Raw genomic sequence first — 18,296 nt, forward strand, 5'->3', positions numbered from 1 at the left:
CATAAGGGTTATTGCCGTATCAGGCGATCAGCGGTTTTTAGCAGTGCATAAAACATACGAAAAAAATAAAGATACAGTACTGGTGTTTGATCGCACCTACCCGGAGAATCCGGTAGATACAATCGTAAAGAAACCTTTTGTTTCCTTTCTTGGCAGTCATATAATAATAGCTTCAGGCAGTGATGCTGCACAGCTGATTAATCTGAAATCAAAACAGAGAAAATCATTTGAAAACGTTAGAAGTACCGCTGTACTGTCAAAAAAAAGACAGTATCTTATTGAAGATGGGAATAAAATGGTAAGGGTATACAGTGAGGAGGGTAAGCTGCTGTCTACAGTGATGGGCACTTCACAATGGGTAACCGGTACCGATGGCAGATGCTATATACTAAGAACGGAAAGAGAAAAAGAGGAGGTCATTAGGTGGGACGGGCAAAAATTGAAGACGCTCTACCAATCTGATGATAAAATAAAGAAAATAAATCTTCTTCCGTCAGAAAGATTTGTAATGATGACTGAAAAAAAACATCAGAAACCTGAAGGGCTCACCATTACATTATTGAGAACAGAAGATTCAGAAATTTTTAAAAACGCTTCGGTCATTTCTGATAAAAAAGACCGTTTTTTGATCACCGAAATAGGAAATACAGAAACATTCCTGATTGATTTTCAGCAAAATAATAAACCTGTACAGGAAGATATGGTGGAGGTTTGGTATGCAGGAGACAAAACCTTGAGGGATAGAGGCAAGGATACCAAAATACACGATTTTTGGCTGTGGAATTTGAATAAAGGGGTTGCGGATAAGATTTCTGATAAACGGTTTTCAGAATATATCGCAATGCTGGATGATCGGTTTCTTTGGGCGTACCATACGGATGAAGCATTCTCCTACACGGGAGACAGAGAGTTTGATTTTTTTCTCTACGATACACAAAACCAGACGGCAGAAAAAGTTTTTGAACGCACAAGGGGTCTCATCGCATCGGTTGATGGCAGGTTTACGCTGGCCTACACCAAAATCGGAAAAAAATGGATATTGTATGACCTTAAGTATAAGAAAAAAATGGTGATGCCATTTGGGAGTAAGTATTCTAATCCCATATTTACTGCGGAAAATACCGTCCTCTTTGAATCGGAAACGGATATTGCAAAATACAGTCTGAAAACGGGACAATGGGAATTGTTAAATTGGGGCAAAGGGAATACAGTGGTCTTTCATAATTTTATTCCCAAAACCGTTCATGAATTGACAGGGGTTACGGCCGATATAAGACAATGGGAAAGCTCAGAACCGCTATTTTTAAAAATCAGCAGGGATCAGAATAACGACAGTGGGTATTTTGTATACGAAAACAATCGGATAAAAGAAATAATACCTTTTACGGCTAATAAAGTAAAATATTTCACATATTCCAACCATAGCAGAAACTTCTTTTCAATGGAAGAAAATTTTAAGATGGCGGGAGATTTATTTGAAAGAAGGATTGCTGAATCTGAGAAGAAAAATATATACAGAAGCAATCCCGGGGATAAGACCGTCCTGGAAATGAAGCAGGAAATTATTCGTTTTAAAAATAGTTTTGGACGAGAGCTGAAAGGTATTTTATACTATCCGGCAAGATTTGATGCATCCAAAAAATATCCTGTGGTGGTTCATATTTACGGCGTTTTGCATACGCATGCAGATAAATTCCTTCAGCTGGAATGGGGAGATAATGGGTTCAGTAAAAGACTGCTTTTAGAGAATGGGTACTTTGTATTCCAGCCAGACACCGTCGTCGATGAAAGGGGGCCGGGTGTGTCGGCATTGGATGACGTCCATTCAGGGTTGGATGCCCTGATGGAGAATATCAATATTGATAGCACCAGGATGGGGTTGATTGGTCATTCTTTTGGCGGTTATAAAGCTAATTATATTGCGGCTCATTCTAAGAGATTCAAAGCGTTTGTTTCAGGAGCAGCAGTAGGGGAACTGGTAAATTTCTATTTTTCATTCAGTGATCTTTTTAAAATTGCAGATTATGCAAGATTTGAAACAGGGCAGTTTGCCTTTAATGTTCCCTATGCAGACAACAAAGAATTGTATTTTAAAAATAATCCGATAAATTACGTTGAGAATGTAACCACTCCCTTGCTCATATGGTCGGGTAAAAAAGATGCCAATACCAAGACGGCAATGACGATGAATTGGTACATGGCGCTGGTCAGAAACAAAAAGAAAGCGGTTGCGCTGCTGTATCAAAATCAGAAGCATAATTTTACAAAAAACTCACCGGAGATTATTGATCTTAATAATAAAGTGATGGAGTGGTGGGATTATTTCCTAAAGGAAAAAAAAGATATTCCGTGGATCGATAGAGAGATGATCGGGAATGAGTTGAATCTGCCGTTGAAATGAGAAATAATAAAGGGACGCTGCTGCGTCCCTCTCTTTTAACGGTTAAGGTAATTCATAAAGGTTCTCACCGCACATCGTCTCAGATGCCGCACTGTGCAGTTCTACAGAAGAATCATCCGCCCAGAGACAGACGTTCCCGTTATTCACGGTACTGCAGTCTTGCTGCGTGTTTTGACATTCAAACTGGCCGCCGCCCACGGCTACAATTCTGTAGCCTTTTACGATGGCTTTGTTACTCTCTGTTGCCATCTTTGTGGCAAACGCAGACCCTGTGCCTAGTAATACCAGAACTACAGGAAAAAGAATTTTTTTCATAATAAAAAAATTAATAATTGTGCCTACTCTCAGGAACGGTTTTCGGCTTCCCCGTATTAAAATGCTTGGTCAGACTGTGAGTTAATTGATATCTCACCAGACGATTTCCTATAACAGCATAGAGATGTTTTTCAGTAACTATAAAATCACTCATCCCTTTGTTATGGTCTTTTTCGATGTATAAACTGCCCGCATATTCATTCGAAGTGGTGTTGTACAGGTCTACTACAGTGTTGTTTTTCCACCTCTTCACAGATTCGTTTCTTCCTCTTAGCTCGGAAGGGTTGAAGAGAAGCCCTCCGTAAGAAATACCTCGGCCGTTTACTTTCATCGGTATGTTTTTTATTTTATGGCGGCCGTCTGATAAAGATTCGGTAATGAGTTGCGCTGTTTTTATGGTGTCAATGGTCGAAGCTTTTCGCTGTAACTGCAGCAGCGTATCCATGATCAGAAATTGGTTTCGGTAAGTATAGATATAGGAAAGTGTTTTTCTGCTTTGGTCAAAAGATAAATATCCGTCCGAGTCAAAAACTCCGTCTTTCTGCTTTTGAAGAAGGTTGCTAAACAGCTCAACTTTATTTTTTCCGTCAGCTTGTATTTTGATTTTTCCTAATAGCAATTCTTTTGTTTTCGAAGATTGTGTTCTGATGCCGAAAGTGTAGTCATTCAATACTTCCATTTGGGTAAAGAAAGCATCATTATAGCTAATGGTGGTCACAGTGGGATTCCCTATTGTACCCCTCATTAGGATAGGTACGGTTCCGTCATAAACATAGTAATTCCCTTTGTGGATCTTTATTTCAAGTTTTCTGTAGACATGTTTCGTCACGTCAAGATCTATTTTCATTTGATCGGATTTTGCAAGCGCTGTATCATAGCTGATTAGATTCTGAGGGAAGTTTCGGTCGCCTAAATAGATTCTGCCGTCTGAAAATCCGGCAAAATAAAAACCAGTGTGCGCAAGATCTGCAGTATGGGTTTTTAATAAAGGATGCATCAGAAAGCGTCTGGTAAAATTGTTTTCTTTTTTGATGATGTACTCAGAATCCAGAAACAGGAAAACAATGAGTGCACAGCTTAAAAGATTAGAACACAGAAGTGCAAAAGTGATGGTCGCATAAGATCTCATGCTGTATTTTTCGGAAATAAAAACCGCAGCAATTCCGAACAGAACACAAAAGATATTGAAAATTAAATGTTCCGTCCATCCCAGTTTTTCCAATAGGCCGCCGCACGAGCAGGGTACAAAATCACTGTAGTTTAAGATAAGATAGATGTATAGAGTAAAAGCGCTCATAAGAGCGGTAGAGGAATATAATCCTGCAATTTGGGTCCTTGGGAAAATAAGAAGCAAAACAATAAGCAGCTCAGTAAAAATAACAACATACGAAATGGAATCAGCATAAGCGCTCAGAAGTGGAGACTGTCCGATTTGAATCTGGAAGTTTTCAAAGTCAGAGGCTTTGCTTACTGCGGCATAGCAAAACAGCAGAATAAAAAAATAAACGGCTGACGTCTTGAGATAAAGGGTTGTATTTTTCATAATATACTTTTTTTAGAACGTATTGCTCGGTCAGGAAGAATAAGAATCCATTCTATAGGGCTTCCGCAATAGCTGGGCATCTCATTTCCGCTCTTCATTGGAATTGTTGTCTTAAAATGCCCCATACTTTGCCATAGACCGCTGGTCGGACATGGTTGACCTGTACTGCTTACGGTGGTATGGGGCTTCATCTGTGTTTTATGTCTGAATGATATTAAGGAGCGCTTTTCCAGTCATGCCCGTCTCTGATCGGTGGGTCGGGATAGAGAGAGTGTTGACGGGTAGAGTCTCCTGATCTTTTCTCGGAGATAGTACTTGCGGCAGAAACATCCTGTTCTGAAACAATAAGATCAGAACTCCTGCAGTCTTGTAAGGCACATAAAAATGTGCTTAGGATCATCACGTAAATCAATTTTTTCATTGTATTGGAATTTGAGTTAAAAATTCCGGCCGGTGGTTTCTTTGAGATTCTCAGGTCAAATGTAGAAGGCTCTGGAGCGATAAAAAAATGATTGTGGGAGCGTTTGGGGAAAGCAGACGTCCTGATTTGCGAAAAAAGACAACAAGGAAATTGCAGGAAAACACCATGGATAAGGCATTTTCTCATCTGTAGCAACATCCGTTACAGAATTATCAGAAACCCCTATTGGGGCATGCTCAAATTTTTTTTACTTTTGATAGAACACCAAACATAATGATGATGATGAAACTTATTCTTTTAGCTTTATTCTTATCCTGCACATCGGCATTGGCTGTGATGACCCAAGATGGTTCTTTTCAGGATATTCGCAGAAATTATGAGATGAGCGATACTGGTGATCACCGGGCACTGCCTTTTGTACAGATGTATATTGATAAAGCAAAAAAAGAAAGGAACTATGAAAAGTGGGTGCAGGGATACCGTGACGGCGTGCAGTTTTCAGATGATATTCAGAGCAAAATAAAGTATGCTGATTCCACTATTACGGTGGCGCTTCTGTCAAAAAACAAAGTGCTGATTGCAAACGCATACCTGGGAAAAGGAATAATTTATTATTTCAACATGAAAAAATTTCAGCCCGCCCTCGAAGAATATCTGGTGGCGCAGGAGTATGCGGAAAATACGGATGATGAGTACCTCAAAAATAAAATTGTTTACCATATTGGCGTAGTGAAAAGTTATTTGGGGTTTTACGAAGAGGCATCAGAACATTTTTTAGCCTCCACTGCTTTTTTTCAGAGAAAAACAAAACAGATGAAAGAGCCTGTAATGCATTACAATTACAAAAAGGCATACCTCAACTGCCTCCACCAGCTCACCGTAGTATACAGAAGACTGGGGCAATGGAAACGTTCAGACAGTATTATTAAAGTAGGCTTGGCGGCAATAGGCGGCAGTCAGGATTTTAAGTTGGAGAAAGCCTATTTCTTCAAATGCAGGGGTATTGCTGAATATCATAATAAAAACTTTAATGCATCATTGTTTTATCTTAATAAAGCTTTGCCCCAGCTACTCAAAAAAGACGATTTTGCTTGGGCTTCTGTAGCGTATTTATACAAAGGGAATATTTTTTGGGACGCTGGTGATAAAGAAAAAGCAATAAGAAATTTTAGCTATATCGATTCGGTCTTTGTTAAGCATCATTTTATATTGCCGGAAGCGAGACCGGTATATGATAAATTCATTCTGTATGCTGAAGAAACACAAAATTTAAAAAAAGAAAGATATTACACAAAGCAGCTCCTCAGGGTAGATTCTTTTTTGACAAAAGATTTTGCCTCCCTCTCATCAAGAATACATAAGGGCTACGATCGGAAAATAGTGCTTCAGGAAAAAAAGCATTGGCAGATAACAAAAATTACGGGTTTGAGCTTTGTCACAATATTGCTTATTGTTGCACTGATATTGTTTTATGCACTGGTAAAGTACCGCAGAAAGAAAAATGAAATCGTACGGAAATATAATCTTTTGCAGGAAAAGTTAAGAACAGGCAAGGGCTTACTGCATGCACAGGAAAATAATACGGAAAATACTCCGAAAAGATCAGCACTGCCTCAGGAGATTATAAATGATTTAACCCGGAAACTATCTCGCTTTGAAGAAAAGGAAGGGTATAGAAACAGAGGCCTTACCTTGAATGAAATGGCAAAAGAGTTGGGTACGAATGCAAACTATTTGTCGGCATTCATTAATGATACCAAAGCCATGCACTTTAAACCGTACTTGATGAATCTTAGAATAAACTACATCGTAAATAAAATGAATGAGGATCGAAAGTATCTTCTCCTCACCATTGCGGCTTTGGGAGAGGAAGCGGGATTCAATCATAGACAAAGTTTTTCTGACGCATTCCTTGAAATAACAGGCTTGAGACCTGCAGAATACATCAGACAGCAGAAAATGAAGTCTCGCAATAGTACAGAAGATTAATATCCCGTCGTGCATTTTGAATACCTGTTGGGCATTTTAATCATTGTCTTTCTAAAATAAGTGAAACTGCTTTGTCGGGCTTTATATCACTATTTTTTTTACAATTCTTTGTATTGCTTTGCATTTTTTATCGCTAGGAAAGGCAAAGTAGTTATAATTAACACCCGTTGTGCATTTTAAAATACTTTCGTCACTTCGAGTAGATTTTTGAAAAAATCGTACCGGGAAGTTTGTAATTTTGAAGATAAAATCTATTCTCGATACATTTTTTTCCACTTTGTTATGAAAAAACACCCGAATTGACGAATCCAATATTTAAATTTTTCAAAATGCACAACGGGTTAATTGATATGATTTCTTAAGATAAACGATGGCATTTCATTGAGCAGAAAAAAACAAAGACGCTACCTACCGGTCACTTCACGGGTATCTGCAAAATGCAAAGCGGGTATAAATATTGAGTTTTGAAACCTCTCTTTATTTCACACTTACAGGGCTATTTTGTAAATTTCTCTGAAAATTTAAGGTCATGTCACAAAAAAATCTATTGACAGAGATTCAGAATCTGTCAGAACTGCTTACAGAAGAGCTTGATGCACTCACACAAAATGAAGATAATTGGATTACGGTTTGCGAAGCATCATTGATGAAAATTGATGAGGTGGTGAGACAAACGAAGGCATTAATCACATCTTCCGAGTTTGAAACAACAGCAGATGAAGTATATTTTTTTAAGCAGCTGAAGCCGGCGCTGATCTCAAAATTTATTTACTACACAAAGGTTCTAAGTATAGAATCATTGAAACCGGTACTGGGAAAAGAGCCCTTGATAAAATACTATGAGGCGGAAGAGAAAAAACTCAACGGCTTCTATAAAGAAAATGCCGACTTTTACAGCTATTACAGACGAGGGGCTACTTATCTTGATCATAAATATTTTGTCAGAAATTCATTTGATATGAAGATGAGACTGTCTTCAGAATTTTACAACCTCGATGTGTCATTCACCACATCACACGATCATCTTGTAGCACATATTCTCGCAAATACGGAATTAGATAGGTATTTGAAAAACGAGCTCGTAAAAGTGAAAAACGAGGTGGTCCGGTTGAAGGATTACAAATCAATCTTGGTGTGGTCTTCTTCAAAAGTCTCACTGATTGAGTTGATTTACAGTTTACATCTGATGAAATGTTTCAACGCGGGAAACATTGAGCTCAATGAGGTCATCAGGACTTTCGAAAAAATACTGGGCGCAGATCTTTCCAATTTTCATAAAATACTGGGCGAAATAAAACTCAGAAAAATAAATCGTACAAAATTCCTGCAATCTCTCTATCAAAATCTTGAACAGCATTTTACAGATCTCGACGGAAAATAAATCCCTCCAACTCTCCAACTCTCCATCCCTCCAACTCTCCAACTCAAAAACTCCCACTTAAAGCCCACTTTAATGCCACTTTGAAAATCTACCGCCTTGTGTATCGCATAAAATAGATCAAAAAAATCTTTCGGTACTACCGAACTGGTACCGAAAAATATTGATTCCGAATCCTAAACTTTGTCTTGCCAATCAGAAACAGTTGCAACACTTCAGAATGGTTAAAAAATGTTTAACACTAAAAAATTAAAACAATGGCAAGACAAAAAGGTATTTTTAAAATCACGGGCACCATAGGAGATGTCACATTCTACAAATCAAAAAACGGATACTTGGTGCGTGAAAGAGGAACACTCGATGCTAAGAGAATTGCTACAGACCCTGCATTTCAGAGAACCCGGGAAAACGGTATGGAATTCGGCAGAGCCGGAACTGCAGGCAAAACATTAAGAGCGGCCTTAAGGCCGTTGCTCACAAATGTAAAAGCAACCACAATGGTGAGTCGGCTCACACAAATGATGATCAAGGTGATTCAGGCAGATACCGTGAGTGAAAGAGGACTTAGAAATGTAATTGACGGCGAATCGGAACTTTTAATAGGTTTTGAATTTAATGAAATGGGTAAATTGGCGACCACACTGCATGCTTCTTTTACATCAGAAATCAACAGAGCTACAGGCGAAATGAAAGTCGATATACCTGCGTTCAGTCCGGCAAATATGTTGACGGCACCACAGGGCACCACGCATTTCAAGATTATGTCCGGTGCTGCAGATATTAATTTCGAACAGGAGCTGTTTGCAAATGCCGTTCAGAGCACCGCCATATTGCCTTATACATCGGTGGATACGATGGCAATAAGCCATACTTTGGCTTTATCGCCAAATTCCCTGAATCCGCTTTTCTTAGCTGTCGGCGTAGAATTTTACCAGGATGTGAACGGAACCATGTATCCTCTGAAAAACGGATCATACAACCCTTTGGCAATAATCAAAGTAGACGGTGGAGTATAATGGAACTCAAGATACTTAGAACTTATCTTTCTGCGGGTACCAATGGCAGCTTATTTCATAATGGTTTTTTAATTTGCCGTACCATAGAGCTCCCTTGGAGAGATAATCAAAGACGGATATCCTGTATTCCCGAAGGAAAGTACAGGGTGATGAAGCGCTACAGCCCTAAGTTTGGGAACCACTTGGAACTGAAGGATGTGGAAAACAGAAATCTGATTCTTTTTCATCCTGCCAATAATGCCCGCAAAGAACTTAGAGGATGTATTGCCCCGGTAACCCACATCGTGGGTGCAGGCATGGGAACGATGTCACTGAATGCATTTGAAAAACTCAAAGAGTACGTAGAGGACACGTTGAATAATAATGAAGCCGTATGGCTGATAATAACTTCCTAAATTTTTTTAAAATGACAATTATCAATAGAGCGAAAGCGCCGACTCCGAAGTTTTTCAGAATCTTGAGAAATATAGGGCTCCTTTCAGCAGGATTTGGTGGCGTATTGATTGCATCACCGGTAGAGCTGCCGCTGATTCTTACAAATGTCTCTCAATATTTGGTGTTAGCAGGCGGAATTATATCTGCAGTAAGCCAGGTAACGGTTGACGACCATGCACTGCAATTGCGGCTGGAAGCATTTGATCTGAAAAATAAAGATCATGAATAATGTGGATCTCAGAATGGGAACTCTTACAGGAACAATTTTGAGCATCTCAATGACAATCAACTTACAAAATCTTCTGGAAACTGCTGTACTCGCTGCTATAGGAGCTAGTATAAGTTTTTTTGTCTCGCTTGTATGGAAGAAATTATACAGGAAAAATGACAGAAATCCATAAAGTCTGAAACCTTATAATTTCGAATATAATTCTTAATCGTATGATGTACTAGCCTCTCCCGTTCGGAGAGGCTAGTACATCATTTTTAGCAATTATTATTCCTAGTAAGGTAAGGTGATAAAATTCAGGTAATTAACGATAAAATAATATGGGATTCTAAAAATATTGATTAATTTTGCAACTGTAAAAACATGCGATTGAAAATAAATCTACAGAGGTCTTATAAGATTACGAAAATATCAAACTTCACAGGAAGTTTGATCGCTTATCGTATTCTTATCATAAGTCTTCTGTTTTCTTTTCCTGTTTCTTCCTATGCACAGGAAGGTTTTGGGAATTCCTCTGTGCCAACTATTTCATTGAAAGGGGGAGCTGCTATTTACTCAGCCGATCAAAACTTCAATAAGCAGATTGAAAATCAAAATTTAAGGATTGTAAATGCAGAGATTATAATTAAAAAGAATGCTGATGATCAGGAAATTTTAATAGCGGGTACAGTCAAAAAAAATATTTCGTCACCTGAAATGCTACACCAAAAACTGGCATCACAGGAAAAAACTTTTCAGGATGAAAATACAAAGGCAATTAAAAAAAAGATTGCTGAATACGAATCCCGAAAGAAAGAGTCCAATGTAGAGAATATTAAAGTTTTCCCTTCTTCTGAAAAGTTTATCATATCCTCTCATATCAACCGAGATTATGTAGCTCCAAGTCAAAATCAACACGATTTATCTAAAATAAACTTTGTTCAAAATCAATATGTGATAAAATCTGCTTTAGATTTTCTTCACCAACAGAAATACACATTCTACAACAATAAATCTTTAGATTTTTGTTTCTCTCAGGTATTTTATGTGAGACCGCCGCCATTTTTATTAGCTTTAATATAATTCAATAATTTTAAAAATTCCTTTAATAAAATATAGGAAAGCTAATATTTTAACATGAAAAATAATAATCTTTTATATAGACTAATTTGTATATTTTTTCTTATTACAAATTATGCATTGGCGCAAGAAAATAATAAACTATATCTATCGGTTGCAGAACGAGGTGTTGTTTATGATATCACAAATCTTCCGGCAACTTTACCCGGTGCTTTAACGTCTCCAAATTACAGTACATTTGCTGCTGGTGCTGAAGAACGTACTAGAGTTAGTAATTTGGCAGTAGGATATGATACAGCAGGAGGTAACCCAAATACTCTCGCATTTGTACATTCGAATACTGCTCCGGGATCAGTAGTTTACAAAACTATTGGTGCTACCACTTCTTTAGCGGGAGCTACAAACCCTAGTCCTACAGGTATAAATATTGGAGGAATAGGAATGAATAACGTTCCTACATCAAGTGGTACTGCTTCAGGTATAACATATGGATTTTCAAATGCAACTAAAAACTTATATAGAGTTAGCCCGACTCCGCTAGATTTAGGAACTGTAACGGGTGATGCAATTTGGAATGCTAATACTACTACGACACCCGTTAATGCGTCAACAATATGGGCTACTGATACTTTCTTCGATTACACGAATAATATTTATGTGCTTCTTCAGCATAACAATGGAGGTGTTTTCACGAGATATTTGTATAGAATCAATCCTCTTAACTTAACGGCTACACAAGTTGTTACATTGACAGGTCCAGTTGGAACTTATACAGCTACTACAACTGCTAGTAGTGGAACAAGCGTAGGTAATGTGAGAGGGCTTGCTTATCTAAATGGTCAGATATATGCAGTTTCTGTAAATACCGATACATCTTTAAATATTTACACTATAAATATTAATACTGGTGTTTCTACATTGGCAAGAACTTATACGGGCTTTACGGGATTAAATGCAACAAATCAAGATTTGGCAACGGTGCCTTATTATGTACCTTTTACATTTACTTGTAATGCAATAGCTTTTCAAGGTACTGGTAGTTATGTTGCAGGAACACCTTCTACTCGTACTCTGAGAATTCCGATTGCCAATATTTATGCTCCAGGTACTTATACAATTAATGTAAATGGAACGGGGTTTATAAACCCTGCATATTCTGCAACTATTGGAGCTTCTGATACATTCATTGATGTGCCGGTGACCTATAACGGTACTAATGGAGGAACTATACCTTTAACGATAGATTTAAATGGAAGTACAACAACATGTACTGTGAATGCTACGGACATAAATGACTCGGATGCTGATGGTATTTCAAATTCAACTGAAGGGCTTTGTGTTCAAGGTGGTTTTGAAGGATTTGATAGTCCGGCTCAAACAACAGTTAATGGAAATAATATTCAGACAAACGTTACAAACTATAACGGTTGGCAGGTAAATCTTGAAAGTGCTCAGCCTAGCCCGTTTAATATTGTTAGAGTTAACGGTGCTGGTTACTCTTCTGGTCCTATTTATGCTAATACGGGAAATCAATATTTAGACATCAATTCAACAGGAGGGACTCTTTACAGAGATTTCACATTGTCATCTCCGTCTGTATTGAATGCTTCAGCTTTCTTTTCTCCAAGAGAATTAACGGGAACAACTACTTTTGATACATCTATACAAGTGGTAAGAACTTCAGATGGTGCTGTTTTGTTTTCAGGAAATCCGTTGAGTTTTAATGCTTCTTCTCCGAAAGATACTTGGCTTGGAAGTAGTCTTAGTAACGTTTCTTTACCAGCAGGTACATACAGGATTCAAATGTATATTCATAATAATGGTCATGTAGATAGTATTACTTATTGTTTTGCAACAGATACAGATGGAGACGGCATTGCCGACTATTTAGATTTAGATTCTGATAACGACGGTATTTTAGATGCTATTGAGGGAGCAACCGATACAGATACAGATGGAACTCCAAATTTCAGAGATACCGATTCAGATAATGATGGATGTCCTGATGCTATTGAAGGTTCCGAAAATGTAACTTATTCTATGGTGATTCCTTTGTCTGCAGCAACTAATCCTGGGCGAATCAATGTGAGGTTTAATGGAACTACTATAGGTACACCTTCGGAAATTATTAGTACGGCTACGGCAGCTAATGGTGTTCCTCAGGTTGTTAATAATGCAATTAATAATACAAACGCAAGTATTGGTCTTGTAAACAATACTCAAGCAGGTGTTGCAGATAATACAGACGGTACAGCAGATGTTGGTCAGGGAATTGGTAATTCTCAGAATGCAGGTCTGAATGATTGCAAATGTTATAAAGCTCCTAATGTTACTACGGGTACTGATGTGGCTACAACACATGGTATAACAGCTTTCAACAGAGCGGCTACTGGTACGACTTCTTGGCCTGGAGTAAGAAACAATGGATGGACTGCTTTAGAATCTAATACAAAACCGTTCGTGATGAACAGAATGCCGGTTGCTACAGCAAGCTCAGCAGGAATTAATATTGGTGAGCCTCTTTCAGCTGGAGTAGCAGCAATTACAGCACCTGTAGTGGGTATGACATTCTATGATACTACTAATAATTGCTTAAAAATCAATATTGATGGTCAGAGAACGGGTTGGAGATGTTTTAATACTCAGTCATGTCCTGATGAAAATTAATTTTAAAAATTAAAAAAAATGAAATTTATATATTCAATATTTGGAAGTATTTTAGGTGTTTCGCTATTCTCGGCACAGGTTGCTATAGGGAAAACAACAACACAGACAGGGGTTTCTTTGGAATTTGGAACCGGTAATAAAGGATTGATTTTACCATGGGTTCTTAATACAAATGCAAGTGCAACACCTGCAGTCGAATTAAATCCGGGTGCTACAGCTAAAGGAGGTGCTTTGGTTTTAGATGTAAATGATAGTAAAGTAAAGATTTCCAGAAATAACGGAACATGGTCTGATCTTACGGTTCATGCGAATGAGCTTCCTGCAACTGGGGGAAATGTTGCGATTAACAATGCGTTGCAGACAGGCACGATATATACTCAAAATTCTGCCGCAAAATCTCAGATAGGAGGCGTTATTGGTGATAATACACCCGGAATTTTAGTTTTGGCAGATACCAATAAGGCTATGATTCCGCCTTTGGTTGATAATCCGGCAGTTAATATTAAAAGTCCTGCTCCGGGAATGATTGTTTTTGATGCTACTAAGAAACTATTCTGTGTTTATAATGGCACAGTTTGGTCTTATTGGAGAGCAGATAACTAATCTTACTCTCGCTATTTTATATAACCACTTCATTTTGAAGTGGTTTTTTATTGCGTAATAATTTAAATATTTGTAAATTTGCAGTCTCTTTTGGCGCTAAAATTAAACATAATACAGTAATCTATTGAAAATCAACTCTTTCATTATTTTGAAAGGGCGTTTTGTGTTTTATAGTATGAATGTATTTTTAAACCATTAGATAAAAATAAAAATATTTTGCATTACACTGTGAAAAGATATACCAGTGTTGCAGTTAGAAAGATAAAGATTTAACTTAAAGAAAAAGAGGTTCTTACGTGAGCGCCAAAAACACTTTTACCTTTTTACTTTTACCTTATCTCTTGTCATTCTGATATTTTTGAATAAAAACAAAATATTTTTTAACCCTTTCTTAAAAGTTTTATGAGTAAAACAACATCAACAACTAGGGGAGTTGAGAGAATTAATTTCTCTTCGGCTAAAGGAAAAATCATCACTCCGGATTTCTTAGATATCCAGTTAGAGTCATTTAGAGATTTTTTCCAGCTAGATACACTTCCTGAGGACAGAAAGAAAGAAGGTTTGCATAAAACCTTCCAGGAAAACTTTCCTATTACCGATTCTAGAAACCAATTCGTATTGGAATTCTTAGATTATTTGGTAGATTCTCCACGTTATTCGATCGACGAATGTGTGGAAAGAGGTTTAACTTATTCAGTTCCTCTTAAAGCTAGACTTAAATTATACTGTACAGATCCTGAACATGAAGATTTTCAGACCGTTGTACAAGATGTATATTTAGGTCCGGTTCCTTATATGACAGATAGTGGTTCTTTCATTATCAATGGTGCAGAGCGTGTTATTGTAACTCAGTTACACAGATCTCCGGGTGTATTCTTCGGACAGACTTACCACGCAAACGGAACTAAATTGTATTATTCAAGAATTATCCCTTTCAAAGGATCTTGGATGGAATTTACAACAGATATCAACAGCGTAATGTACGCATATATCGACCGTAAGAAAAAATTACCTTTAACAACTCTATTAAGAGCAATCGGTTTTGAATCTGATAAAGATATCCTTCAGATCTTCGATCTTGCCGAAGAAGTGAAAGTTTCTAAAGCTGCCCTTAAAAAAGTAGAAGGAAGAACATTGGCTGCGAGAGTATTGAACACTTGGTTCGAAGATTTCGTAGACGAAGATACTGGTGAAGTTGTTTCTATCGAAAGAAACGAAATCATCTTGGATAGAGAAACTATTCTTGAAAAAGAACATTTAGATCTAATTCTTGATGCTGGTGTGAAATCTATCTTGATTCACAAAGAAAACAGTAACGAATTCTCTATCATTCAGAATACTTTACAAAAAGACCCTACCAACTCTGAAAAAGAAGCAGTAGAATATATTTATCGTCAGTTAAGAAATGCAGATCCACCCGATGAGGAAACTGCAAGAGGAATTATCGAAAAATTATTCTTCTCTGAGCAAAGATATTCATTAGGTGAAGTTGGGCGTTACAGACTAAACAAAAAGTTAGGTCTAAACATTCCTACTACAACTGAAGTTCTTACAAAAGACGATATCATTGCGATTGTAAGACACTTAATCGAATTGGTAAACTCTAAAGCTGAGGTTGATGATATTGACCACCTTTCTAACAGAAGAATTAAAACTGTTGGTGAGCAATTAGCAGGACAGTTCGGTGTAGGTCTTTCTAGAATTGCAAGAACAATTAAGGAGAGAATGAACGTTAGAGATAATGAAATCTTTACTCCGCTTGATCTTGTTAATGCTAAAACTTTAACATCAGTAATTAATTCATTCTTTGGTACCAACCAGCTTTCTCAATTCATGGATCAAACCAATCCACTATCAGAAATCACGCACAAGCGTAGACTTTCTGCACTAGGACCTGGAGGTTTATCAAGAGAAAGAGCAGGTTTCGAGGTTCGTGACGTTCACCATACTCACTATGGCCGTATTTGTCCGATTGAAACTCCTGAAGGACCAAACATTGGTTTGATTTCATCTTTAGGTATTTATGCTAAAATCAATACTTTAGGTTTCATCGAAACTCCATATAGAAAAGTAAACGAAGGTACTGTAGATTTAAATGCAGATCCTATTTACTTAAATGCAGAAGACGAGGAAGATAAAGTAATTGCTCAGGCAAACGTTGAGTTAGATGATAACGGAGGATTCTTAACAGACAGAATTATCGCTCGTCTAGACGGTGATTATCCTGTAGTTGAGCCTTCTCAGGTTAATTTGATCGACGTTGCTCCAAACCAGATTTCTGGTATTTCAGCTTCGTTAATTCCTTTCTTGGAACATGATGATGCGAACAGAGCGTTGATGGGATCAAACATGATGCGTCAGGCAGTTCCATTATTGAAGCCACAAGCGCCAATTGTAGGTACAGGTCTTGAGCAGCAAGTTGCTAAAGATTCTAGAATCTTGATTAACGCTGAAGGAAATGGTTTAGTTGAATATGTTGATGCTGATAAAATTATCATTAAATATGAAAGAAGCGAAGACGAAGATCTGGTATCATTCGAATCTGCTACGAAAACATATAACTTGACTAAGTTTAGAAAAACTAACCAGAGTACAACAATTACCCTAAGACCAAACGTAAGAGTAGGTGAAACAGTGGTAAAAGGACAAGTGCTTTGCGACGGTTATGCTACTGAAAACGGAGAATTAGCTCTTGGTAGAAACTTGGTGGTTGCCTTCATGCCTTGGAAAGGGTATAACTTTGAGGATGCAATCGTAATCAACGAAAAAGTTGTACGTGAAGACTGGTTTACTTCAATCCACGTGGATGAATATTCTCTTGAGGTTCGTGATACCAAATTAGGTATGGAAGAATTGACGGCAGATATTCCAAACGTTTCTGAAGAGGCTACAAAAGATCTTGACGAGAATGGTATGATCAGAATTGGTGCTGAAGTGAAGCCTGGTGATATCATGATTGGTAAGATTACTCCAAAAGGTGAATCTGACCCGACTCCTGAAGAAAAACTTCTTAGAGCAATCTTCGGTGACAAAGCTGGTGATGTAAAGGATGCTTCATTGAAAGCAGACTCTTCATTAAGAGGTGTTGTGATCAACAAAAAATTGTTCTCAAGAAACATTAAAGATAAAAAGAAAAGAACTGAAGAAAAACTTAAACTTGAAGAGATTGAAAACACTTACAAGGCTAAGTTTGACGAGTTGAGAAACAGTTTAATTGAAAAATTAAATACGCTTGTTAGTGGTAAAACTTCTCAGGGAGTTACCAACGACTTAGATGAAGAAATCATCGGAAAGGGTATGAAATTTACTCATAAATTGTTGACTTCAGTTGAAGATTACGTTAACGTAAGCGGTGCAGATTGGACTGTTGATAACGATAAAAACGAATTAATCAAACAATTAATTCACAATTATAAAATCAAATTCAACGATATTCAAGGGGTTAAAAACCGTGAGAAATTTGCATTATCAATTGGTGATGAACTTCCTGCAGGTATCATGAAGTTGGCTAAAGTTTATATCGCTAAAAAACGTAAACTAAACGTTGGAGATAAAATGGCGGGTCGTCACGGTAACAAAGGTATCGTTTCAAGAATCGTTCGTGAAGAAGATATGCCATTCCTGGAAGACGGAACACCGGTAGATATCGTATTGAATCCACTTGGGGTACCTTCTCGTATGAACATTGGTCAGATCTACGAAACTGTTCTTGGATGGGCAGGTAGAAGATTAGGATTAACGTTTGCTACGCCAATCTTTGACGGTGCAACTCTTGATCAGATCACTGAGTACACTGAGAAAGCTGGAGTTCCTAAATTTGGTCACACTCACCTTTATGATGGTGGTACCGGAGAAAGATTTACTCAGGCTGCAACGGTAGGTATTATCTATATGTTGAAACTTGGACACATGGTAGATGACAAAATGCACGCACGTTCTATCGGACCTTACTCATTGATTACTCAGCAACCATTAGGAGGTAAAGCTCAGTTTGGTGGTCAGAGATTCGGAGAGATGGAGGTTTGGGCTCTTGAAGCATTTGGAGCATCAAATATCTTGAGAGAGATCCTGACTGTGAAGTCGGATGACGTGATTGGTAGAGCAAAAACTTATGAAGCGATTGCAAAAGGTGAAGCAATGCCTGAACCGGGTATTCCTGAATCTTTCAACGTATTACTTCACGAGTTACAAGGTCTTGGATTAGACGTAAGATTGGAAGAGTAAATTAAGATTTAATTAT

The 18,296-nt window shown here is 37.7% G+C and carries 15 protein-coding genes; 11 read left to right on the top strand and 4 right to left on the bottom strand.

The features are described 5' to 3' along the window. The first annotated feature begins 82 nt into the window (after window positions 1-82). Entirely contained in the window at window positions 83-2,401 is a 2,319-nt protein-coding gene (locus tag OF897_RS18445) for an alpha/beta hydrolase family protein (protein ID WP_267267141.1), read from the top strand. Between the two features lie 42 nt (window positions 2,402-2,443). On the opposite strand, the gene OF897_RS18450 is transcribed toward OF897_RS18445, so the two are convergent. From OF897_RS18450 to OF897_RS18465, 4 genes are read right to left on the bottom strand one after another with little or no spacing between them, the layout of a single operon-like run. Continuing rightward, window positions 2,444-2,716 carry a DUF6520 family protein gene (locus OF897_RS18450; RefSeq protein ID WP_267267142.1) on the bottom strand — a complete coding sequence of 91 codons (273 nt, stop codon included), beginning with the start codon at window positions 2,714-2,716 and terminating at the stop codon, window positions 2,444-2,446. 10 nt (window positions 2,717-2,726) lie between these two features. Then, window positions 2,727-4,259, bottom strand: a complete 1,533-nt coding sequence (locus OF897_RS18455; protein WP_267267143.1) for a MauE/DoxX family redox-associated membrane protein — start codon at window positions 4,257-4,259, stop codon at window positions 2,727-2,729. Next, entirely contained in the window at window positions 4,256-4,450 is a 195-nt protein-coding gene (locus OF897_RS18460) for a hypothetical protein (protein ID WP_267267144.1), read from the bottom strand. Before OF897_RS18460 ends, OF897_RS18455 begins: the two co-directional genes overlap by 4 nt. Before the next feature lie 23 nt (window positions 4,451-4,473). Then, window positions 4,474-4,662, bottom strand: coding sequence for a hypothetical protein (locus tag OF897_RS18465; RefSeq protein WP_267267145.1), 189 nt, complete (start codon window positions 4,660-4,662; stop codon window positions 4,474-4,476). Window positions 4,663-4,959: 297 nt separating this feature from the next. On the opposite strand from OF897_RS18465, the gene OF897_RS18470 reads away from it, so the two are divergent. From OF897_RS18470 to rpoB, 10 genes are all read left to right on the top strand, one after another. After that, on the top strand, window positions 4,960-6,669 hold the full coding sequence (locus OF897_RS18470; protein ID WP_267267146.1) for a helix-turn-helix domain-containing protein: 1,710 nt from the start codon (window positions 4,960-4,962) through the stop codon (window positions 6,667-6,669). Between the two features lie 529 nt (window positions 6,670-7,198). Next, window positions 7,199-8,050 (top strand): RteC domain-containing protein, encoded by an 852-nt coding sequence (locus OF897_RS18475; protein WP_267267147.1) that lies wholly within the window; start codon window positions 7,199-7,201, stop codon window positions 8,048-8,050. A gap of 254 nt (window positions 8,051-8,304) precedes the next feature. Next, window positions 8,305-9,063, top strand: a complete 759-nt coding sequence (locus tag OF897_RS18480) for a hypothetical protein (RefSeq protein ID WP_267267148.1) — start codon at window positions 8,305-8,307, stop codon at window positions 9,061-9,063. Then, window positions 9,063-9,458, top strand: coding sequence for a DUF5675 family protein (locus OF897_RS18485; protein WP_267267149.1), 396 nt, complete (start codon window positions 9,063-9,065; stop codon window positions 9,456-9,458). Before OF897_RS18480 ends, OF897_RS18485 begins: the two co-directional genes overlap by 1 nt. Window positions 9,459-9,469: 11 nt before the next feature. Beyond that, on the top strand, window positions 9,470-9,727 hold the full coding sequence (locus OF897_RS18490) for a hypothetical protein (protein ID WP_267267150.1): 258 nt from the start codon (window positions 9,470-9,472) through the stop codon (window positions 9,725-9,727). Then, window positions 9,720-9,899 carry a hypothetical protein gene (locus tag OF897_RS18495; protein ID WP_267267151.1) on the top strand — a complete coding sequence of 60 codons (180 nt, stop codon included), beginning with the start codon at window positions 9,720-9,722 and terminating at the stop codon, window positions 9,897-9,899. The genes OF897_RS18490 and OF897_RS18495 overlap by 8 nt, the downstream gene beginning before the upstream one ends. Before the next feature lie 197 nt (window positions 9,900-10,096). After that, a complete protein-coding gene (locus tag OF897_RS18500) occupies window positions 10,097-10,789 on the top strand; it encodes a hypothetical protein (RefSeq protein ID WP_267267152.1) in 693 nt (230 codons plus the stop codon). Between the two features lie 117 nt (window positions 10,790-10,906). Beyond that, window positions 10,907-13,453, top strand: a complete 2,547-nt coding sequence (locus OF897_RS18505) for a thrombospondin type 3 repeat-containing protein (protein WP_267267153.1) — start codon at window positions 10,907-10,909, stop codon at window positions 13,451-13,453. 18 nt (window positions 13,454-13,471) lie between these two features. Continuing rightward, window positions 13,472-14,056: a hypothetical protein gene (locus OF897_RS18510; protein WP_267267154.1), complete on the top strand. Its 585-nt coding sequence runs from the start codon at window positions 13,472-13,474 to the stop codon at window positions 14,054-14,056. A 402-nt stretch (window positions 14,057-14,458) separates the two neighbouring features. Then, a complete protein-coding gene (gene rpoB / locus OF897_RS18515; protein ID WP_267267155.1) occupies window positions 14,459-18,280 on the top strand; it encodes a DNA-directed RNA polymerase subunit beta in 3,822 nt (1,273 codons plus the stop codon). Window positions 18,281-18,296: the final 16 nt, after the last annotated feature.

It is taken from the genome of Chryseobacterium formosum, assembly GCF_026460885.1.
Taxonomy (GTDB): Bacteria; Bacteroidota; Bacteroidia; order Flavobacteriales; family Weeksellaceae; genus Chryseobacterium; species Chryseobacterium formosus.